Annotated in this window: 9 protein-coding genes; 6 read left to right on the forward strand and 3 right to left on the reverse strand. The window is 55.6% G+C overall.

Annotated elements, in window-relative coordinates:
• The 6 genes from VGE80_RS12200 to VGE80_RS12225 form a co-directional block, all read left to right on the forward strand.
• A partial coding sequence (locus tag VGE80_RS12200) for a 3'-5' exoribonuclease YhaM family protein (RefSeq protein WP_440592862.1) occupies positions 1-574 on the forward strand: 574 nt, incomplete at its 5' end.
• 206 nt (positions 575-780) lie between these two features.
• Positions 781-1170 carry a Minf_1886 family protein gene (locus VGE80_RS12205; RefSeq protein ID WP_373650275.1) on the forward strand — a complete coding sequence of 130 codons (390 nt, stop codon included), beginning with the start codon at positions 781-783 and terminating at the stop codon, positions 1168-1170.
• A 118-nt stretch (positions 1171-1288) separates the two neighbouring features.
• The gene (locus VGE80_RS12210; RefSeq protein WP_440592863.1) at positions 1289-2008 is read left to right on the forward strand and encodes an EscU/YscU/HrcU family type III secretion system export apparatus switch protein; all 720 of its coding nucleotides are present in this window, start codon (positions 1289-1291) and stop codon (positions 2006-2008) included.
• 406 nt (positions 2009-2414) lie between these two features.
• On the forward strand, positions 2415-3098 hold the full coding sequence (locus VGE80_RS12215; protein ID WP_373650273.1) for a hypothetical protein: 684 nt from the start codon (positions 2415-2417) through the stop codon (positions 3096-3098).
• Positions 3099-3170: 72 nt separating this feature from the next.
• Complete coding sequence (locus VGE80_RS12220) at positions 3171-4025, forward strand: hypothetical protein (RefSeq protein ID WP_440592864.1); 855 nt, start codon at positions 3171-3173, stop codon at positions 4023-4025.
• A 47-nt stretch (positions 4026-4072) separates the two neighbouring features.
• The gene (locus VGE80_RS12225; protein WP_373650271.1) at positions 4073-4213 is read left to right on the forward strand and encodes a hypothetical protein; all 141 of its coding nucleotides are present in this window, start codon (positions 4073-4075) and stop codon (positions 4211-4213) included.
• Positions 4214-4301: 88 nt separating this feature from the next.
• Here the strand turns inward: VGE80_RS12225 and VGE80_RS12230 are convergent, their stop codons facing one another.
• From VGE80_RS12230 to VGE80_RS12240, 3 genes are all read right to left on the reverse strand, one after another.
• The gene (locus tag VGE80_RS12230) at positions 4302-5066 is read right to left on the reverse strand and encodes an aldo/keto reductase (protein ID WP_440592865.1); all 765 of its coding nucleotides are present in this window, start codon (positions 5064-5066) and stop codon (positions 4302-4304) included.
• 58 nt (positions 5067-5124) lie between these two features.
• Positions 5125-6219 (reverse strand): alanine racemase, encoded by a 1095-nt coding sequence (locus tag VGE80_RS12235; protein ID WP_373650269.1) that lies wholly within the window; start codon positions 6217-6219, stop codon positions 5125-5127.
• Positions 6220-6406: 187 nt separating this feature from the next.
• Positions 6407-6655, reverse strand: coding sequence for a hypothetical protein (locus tag VGE80_RS12240; protein WP_373650268.1), 249 nt, complete (start codon positions 6653-6655; stop codon positions 6407-6409).
• Positions 6656-7171: the final 516 nt, after the last annotated feature.

A 7171-nucleotide genomic window follows, 5' to 3' on the forward strand; every position in this document is an offset into this window, starting at 1 on the left:
ATTTTTCCTGGTCGATGAAACGATTATGCAGGCACTGGCCGAGACACCCGCCGGTGTGAAGGCCCATCACGCGTACGCCGGTGGACTTGTGGAACACGTGGTCACGCTGCTGAAATCAGCCGAGAAGATGTGCGAAGTTTATCCAGACATTGATCTGGAACTGTTACAGGCGGGGGTCTTCCTGCACGACATTGGCAAAACGCGTGAGCTTTCGTGCGCTGCCGGTTTCAGCTACACGGATGAAGGTCAGTTGCTGGGGCACCTCATGATCGGTGTCGAGATGTTGACCGCAAAGATCCTTAAGGTGGTTGAGCTGACCAACGAACCATTCCCGCAGGAACTGGAATGGCGATTGAAGCATATGATTCTGAGTCACCATGGTTCGTATGAATTTGGAAGCCCGCGGTTGCCGATGACACCAGAGGCGATCCTGCTGCATGTCATTGATAATCTGGATGCCAAATTGCACGAGTTTACCAGAGCGATTCAAGACGATCCGAACGGCAGCTCGCATTGGACACTGTTCATTCCGCGACTGGATCGTAAGATTTTCAAGGGAATCAAGCGAATTTGAACAAGAGTTCAGAACCCGCAAGTCATTCAATTGATTCCACTTGCAAGAATCAATTTCCCAAACCTTCGGTTTGCGAAGTGTCGGTTTGCGGGAAGGCTTTTACGAGAACAAGTAACTGTTGTATAGTCGGGATTCATCCAGGACGAGCCGATTAGATCGCGATGGATTGACCGTTGGGTTCCTCAAGACGATTCGACGAATAAACGATGCCCCTCACTAAGTTGCCTCGCTCACAGCTCCTGTTTCATCCACAGGCCTACCTGTTCATCAATGATGCACTTGCTGTCGCTCAAGAAGCGTACGGTCGAGACCAGCAGAGCGAAACCGGCGGACACATTCTGCCTCGCGAATTGCTCGAGGGAGTCAAGATTCTGGGCCAACGCCGTTATGGCATGATGGCTCCTGTCGTCCTTCGCTCATGGGGGCTCAACTGCACCGCCGATGTCGGACGGATGGTGTTCGAGTTGATCGAACTGGGCGAGATGAAAAAGACCGAGAATGACCGGTTCAGTGACTTCGTCGATGCATTCACATTCGAACAGGCTTTTATGACCGGTTACACGATCGACGTTTCCAAGGCCTTCAAAAGCTGTTGACCTCCAAAAGCTGGCACGGGAATATCCCGCCGGCTTGTACAGCATCGCAGGAAGTTCGATGCCGCAGGGCACTTGTTAGCGCCCACCTGATATCGCGTATTAACCAGGTTTGAGAGCCATGATGGATGATGGCCATTCTGACCGCTCGCTGCCGCCGACGGAAAAACGTCGCCGCGAAGCCCGCCAGCAAGGCGATGTCGCTCGCAGCCCGGAACTGACCGCGTCCGCCTTACTTCTTGTCGCCAGCCTGTTGCTGTGGGCCTTCGCACCCGCCGCGACAGCGATCGTTGCCGGTTACGTTAACAAGACGCTGATCACGGTTCCTCAAGTGAATGCGAGTTCCTCACTCGAACTGGCCACGAGCAACGCGGGGCGTACTGCGTTAATGTTGCTGATCCCTTTCTTCGCCGCGCTCGTGGGGGCGGGATTGGCGGCCAACTGGATGCAGACCGGGTGGATGTGGAGCCCCGCCGCGTTGGTTCCCCGCTGGCGACTTCAAAGTTTGACGAAGGGAGAGCGAGCCACAGAACTCGTCATCAGTCTCGTCCGTACCGTTGCACTGGGCGTCGCCTTGTGGCTTTACATGCGACGCCAGGTGCCGTTGATCCTGTCGCTCGGACAGGGAGAGCCATCGTCGATGCTGGTGCATTCCGTCCGGATGCTGGGTGAACTCTTTATCCAACTGTCGACGATTCTGCTTTTCGTCGGTTTGGTGGACTATGTAATCCGCTACTGGCGCCGCGAGAAACGCTTGATGATGACACCGGAAGAACGTCGGCGTGAGCAACAGGAGGAAGAGGTCGACCCGCGGATGAAGCAACGCCGTTCCGCCGCCTGAGATCCACCTCATCTCTGACACCTCTGACTCATCTCTGACTGACTCCAGCAACAAGACGGCGACTTGCCCTTGGAAGCGAATTGAGACGGAACCCGCTTCAGGTGAACCGGCTTAATCGCTACAGGCGGGAAGCGTGACGGCTCTTTTGTTCCCCTTCATTCCTTCAGGGAATTCGATCTGAAGACGGTTTCTACGATTGCCGAACAACAGAAGGATCATCTTTTGTTGGGTAAATCGGCGCAGGTCTGGTGGATGACCAGGCAGCGTCCGCCCCCCGACATTCTTGTTGACTTTGATTTTTCGAGACCTGTAAGATTCTCCAACCGTTAAAGTTGGGGAGAATTGCAGTTCGCAGTTTCCCGGTTCGTATTGCCTGAGTTCTTTCGATTTTGGCAGAAGGCCCCGCATGAATACCATTGGCAAGATTCTGGTGGTTTTCGTAACCGCATCCAGCTTGGGCTTTCTGGCTTTCGTGCTGGCGTTGACCTACAGCGGCCCCGACTGGAAAGGGGAAATGCGGTCTGCGGACCTGCAGAAAGAATTCGTTTTCAACGCCGAGGCGGGCGAAAAAACGATGTACTCGGTACGTCACCGAAGAAGCGACAGCGAAATCCCTCCGAAGACACCCATCATTGCGGAAGTTGTCCTGAACGCCCGCAAGCGATTGGCTGACGACGCAAACAAGAAACTGCAGGAACTTTCCCCTCAAGTCCAGCCGCTCACCGAGTTTCTGGAACTCGTTAAGAAGTCGATTCCCGAGGACGACGCGGGAGTTCAGATGCGATTGAAGACGTATGAGGCCCACATCCAGCAGCTGATTGCAGCCCTCAAAGAAGTGGGCGACCGCTTCTCGGAAAAGACCCTGGAAACGCAGGACGTGATGAGACTGGCTCAGGATCGCCGGGAAGAAAGCTACCGCCGGGCCAACCAGTTAGAGATCCTGAGAAACGACAAATTCTCTGCTACGGAACAACTCAAAGCCCTGGAAGACGAACTGACCGGACTGGAAGAGAATCGTGCGCGGCTGCAACGCCGACAGAATCTGCTCAAAGCGCAGTTGGGTGAAGAGACTTCAGACTATGGATCGTGAGATTCCACCGAATCCACGATGAGCGAAACACGAGCTTGGTACTTCGCGTAACTAAATCGGTAAGGCAGAACAATGACAACTGTCGGTAAAATCCTGGTCGTGCTGCATCTTGTCCTGAGCGTGATGTTCATGGCATTCGCGGTGGCGGTGTCGACGTCTCAGACCAACTGGCGTGCCGCAGAAAAGAAGGCGACTGCCGCACTGAATGAGCAGAAGTCCAAAGCCGCCAACATGCAGACCGAGTTCGATAAAGAACGTGCGGACACGGCAGAAAAGATCGCTCGTTTGACCGACGAGAATCAAAAATTCCTCGGCCAGAACACCGCTCTGACCGCTCAGGTCACGGCTCTGGATTCGGATAACAAACAACTGCGGAAGGATCTCGACCAGCAGCGTGACCTGGCCGCCCTGGCCAGTGCTGAAGAGATCGAGCGAAAGAAAGAAGCTGACCTGCAGCGAGCCAAGAACAGCGAATTGTTCGCTTCCCGCGAAGAGCTTGTCAAAGAACGAAACGAGACCGAAGACAAGCGATTCGCTCTCGATATCCAGCTTCAGCAGGTGAGCGAAAAATACGAACAGCTCCTGAACGACACTCGGGTCATGAAGGGGTATCTCGCCTCCAAAGAGCTGACGACCGATCCCAAGCAGATGATCGTCGAAACAACGCCACCTCCACCTGTTGAAGGCGTTGTCACCGAAGTTCGCAAGGCCGAACGAAGCTCACGGGAACTGGTGCAGATCTCGGTGGGATCGGATGACGGACTGGTCGTCGGACACACTCTGACCGTCTTCCGTGGTGACAAGTACGTCGCTGTCATCCGCTTGACGCTGGTTCAGGCAGATCGTGCTGTCGGTTATATCGTCTCGAATTCCCGCCAGAAGAACATGACCATCAGCGTAGGCGATACCGTTACCACCAAGCTGTAACAAACGAGATTCATCGAGCATCACTGGATCACGAAGGTTCAAATTCCATGGCACCACGCAACACTGACAACGCTCCTGCTCCGGATATCTACGTTTCGCTTCTATTCGTGTCTCTGGCTGCACTGATCATGGGCGTGGTCATGCTTGTCATTGAACTCGGCCGATACGGCTGGAAAATCGCCCCCTGAATTTGTCCCGTGAGCCATTCCGAAGAGGGTCCGAACTCGCAAGTCATCACGCTTGCGAGCCATGACGGTCGCAGCTGTCACCCCGAAATCATGGGCGCCGCGATTCCAATGCTACGCGCCAGTTCTCTCGAAAATGATCCAGGTTGAGTCCCCCCAGGATCAGGCTGGTGACTCCCGATTGTCCCAGTACAAACCGGATTGAGTCTTCGGCAGCGAGCTTGCCTGAGGCGAGGCCCTTCTTCACAAAGATCGCCACATCACGATCAGACGCCGCCTGAATAACTTCCGCATGGGTGGTGTCGTTGAGGTTGAATTCGACCATCAGGACGTCCGCCCAGTTGAGCGCCTGACTGGCTCCTTCGACGGTCTTCCCGGACATCCCGATGGCTCCAATCACCCCACGGTCCTTGAACTGCTGCAGCACTTCCACGGCGGGCGTCTCACGAAGGATCTGAAGATCATCCCCTGACGAATGGATCAGCACGACATCAAGAAAGTCCGTTCGCAGCTTGCGCAGACTGCGTTCGAGACTGGTGCGAATGCCCCCCTCTGAAAAGTCGTAAGTACTTACGCCGTCGGCGAATGTTTCGCCCACTTTCGTGGACAGAATAATCTCTCCGCGACGATGCCCGATGGCGTCACCGATACGCGCCTCACTCAGTCCATAGGCAGGGGCGGTATCAATGAGCGTGCAACCCAGATCGAGGACGGCGTTCAACAGGCGAGAGACCTCCTTTTCGTCAGGAAGCTCGTAGGGCGTCGGGTACTTCACTCCCTGATTGCGACCGATCTTGAAGGCGCCAAAACCGATTGGCGAGACGCTCAGACCTGTCCGACCCAATGTCCGCGTCACAGTCCATCCTTCCCGCTGAAAAGTTCACCCCAGTGGGGCGTCGTGTTACCTGCGGCCATCATATCAGGTTTCCGTGGCGATGAATTGGCCAGACCTCTTCCAGGCGTTCTCCCCGAAAACAGAGGATCTGACGATGAAGCGGGGTCGTCAGCGGAGGAACGTCGACTTCCAGCTCGACTCGATCACCGATTCTCCATTCTGCTGAGACGGGCCCCAAAGCGACGACCAGGTGATCAGAGTTGACACAAAGGACGCGCGCATCGGCTCCTCTGCGAAGAACAGGAAGCCCGCTCCCGACACCCATGGCGGTTCGCCCGACGTCGAGCACCGCTCGCTCGAAAGAGGGACGCCCAACGACTGTCGCCAGCAGGCTCAGCGCCCGCTCCAGTGGTTCCGGTTTGCCACCGTCAAAAATGCGTTCGGTTCCTAATACGAGGTTCCCAGCCTGGATTTCCGTGACAGCCGGACTGGCGAGCACCCGGTGAAAGGCTCCTGTCCCACTGGTACTCACGGTGTCACACCGCAGATCATTTTTGACAAACATGTGACGGGCGTGAGCCAGCACCCCCAGGGCGGCCCCCACTTGCCCGCTCTCCAACAAGAGATCGCTTTCCCGAGGGGATGAGCTCTCACAGCCGGTGATTCCGCACAGTTGCAAGTTGGGAAGCCGAGCGATCCCTTTGCCCAGCTCAATCGCGTCCCGCCCGGGCCGCACCCCCGCCCGTTCTGATCCGAGATTCAGTTCCACCAGCACACGACACGTAACTCCCTGTCGCGCGCATTCTTCGGAGAGTGATTGCGCCTGCACATAGTGGTCGCAAGTCACCAGCAGACGAGTGGTTCCACACAGCGCTGCAATTCTTCGAATTCGCTGCGAGCCGACAGGGGACTGCGTGACCAGCAGATCGTGAAAGCCGCAGGAGGCAAAGTACTCCGCTTCTGCAACGCTGCCGCAGGTCAGTCCGACAGCACCTGCCTGCAATTGCGCCGCAGCCAGTTGGGAAGTGCCGTGATACGCCACCTGAGGCCTCCAGCTCTTCCCGGCGGAAGGGAGCAGAGCCTGAAGCTTCTCAAGATTTTCTTCGAATCGATTCAGATCCAGGCAAAGCGACGGCGTTTCGACATCGCTTTTGTATTCACCATCACAAGACACAGCGGTTCTCGGAAGTCATGAGCGATGAGAGTGCGGCGTTGCTGGCCGCCCCGAACAGCCTGCCTCAAGTCCCGATGTTTCCAATCCTGGCCGAGACAAACGAAAAGTGGGGATCGAGTTTGACTCCATCCCCACTTTCATTCAATCAGATCGGCAGACCAATGACCAGCGCACTGGTCATCAGGCATTACTCAGCCTTTGGCTCGGCGGGAGCGGGTTCTTCTACCTTGGGCTGTTCGGTGACAGGAGCAGCTGGATCAGCAGGAGCGGCTTCTTCCGTCTTCTCGGGAGTTGCGGGAGGAGTCGTTGGAGCACCTGCAGGAGCCGTCATGTGTGGCGGCATGGTCGGAGGTTCGCTGGTGGGAGCAGGCTTGGAAGCGTTTTCACAGCCGACTGCGAACAGGCTCAGAATCAGTGCAACGGAAGTCTTCTTCATTCTCAATCTTCTTTCACTCGAGTTGGTTCTCTATCTCTCGCGGCAGCGGGTGTGCCCCTCTGCTCTATAGACGCGCCTCACCGGCGTTTATTCCACAGGATTCCCTCCCGGGCACAAAAACAGTCGGAACGGCCTCTCCCACGCCGAACCCATCAACACATCCACCCATTTTCATACCTTATCGTCGATGTCGCCGTGGGTGCAGGAAAGCAGAAACCCCTATTTTTCAGGGCTTCTTCGTATACAGCCGCGATCGATTTGAAAAAACTTGGAAACTCTCAAAAAAACTTCCCCCGGTTGATTGACACTCAGAAAAACGACGCTAATATTCCCCTCCCGCCAACGACGCGAACGCAACACAAACGCGACGCAACTGCGGTGGGAACAGATCTTTGAAAACATGGTTGGAGAGATTTTGAGAATCAGTTTTGTTCGTATGATGTGGTTGCTGGCCGTATGAAGACCTTGTCTAACAAGTCTTTTAAGGCTTGTGACAATACGATCAGGAAAGTCGAA

The organism is Schlesneria sp. (assembly GCF_036405755.1).
Taxonomy (GTDB): domain Bacteria; phylum Planctomycetota; class Planctomycetia; order Planctomycetales; family Planctomycetaceae; genus Schlesneria; species Schlesneria sphaerica.

Bases quoted from the DNA above. Each gene is read 5' to 3' on its own strand.
- VGE80_RS12205 (WP_373650275.1), top strand. From the start codon at position 781: ATGCCCCTCACTAAGTTGCCTCGCTCACAGCTCCTGTTTCATCCACAG.
- VGE80_RS12210 (WP_440592863.1), top strand. From the start codon at position 1,289: ATGATGGATGATGGCCATTCTGACCGCTCGCTGCCGCCGACGGAAAAA.
- VGE80_RS12215 (WP_373650273.1), top strand. From the start codon at position 2,415: ATGAATACCATTGGCAAGATTCTGGTGGTTTTCGTAACCGCATCCAGC.
- VGE80_RS12220 (WP_440592864.1), top strand. From the start codon at position 3,171: ATGACAACTGTCGGTAAAATCCTGGTCGTGCTGCATCTTGTCCTGAGC.
- VGE80_RS12225 (WP_373650271.1), top strand. From the start codon at position 4,073: ATGGCACCACGCAACACTGACAACGCTCCTGCTCCGGATATCTACGTT.
- VGE80_RS12240 (WP_373650268.1), bottom strand. From the start codon at position 6,655: ATGAAGAAGACTTCCGTTGCACTGATTCTGAGCCTGTTCGCAGTCGGC.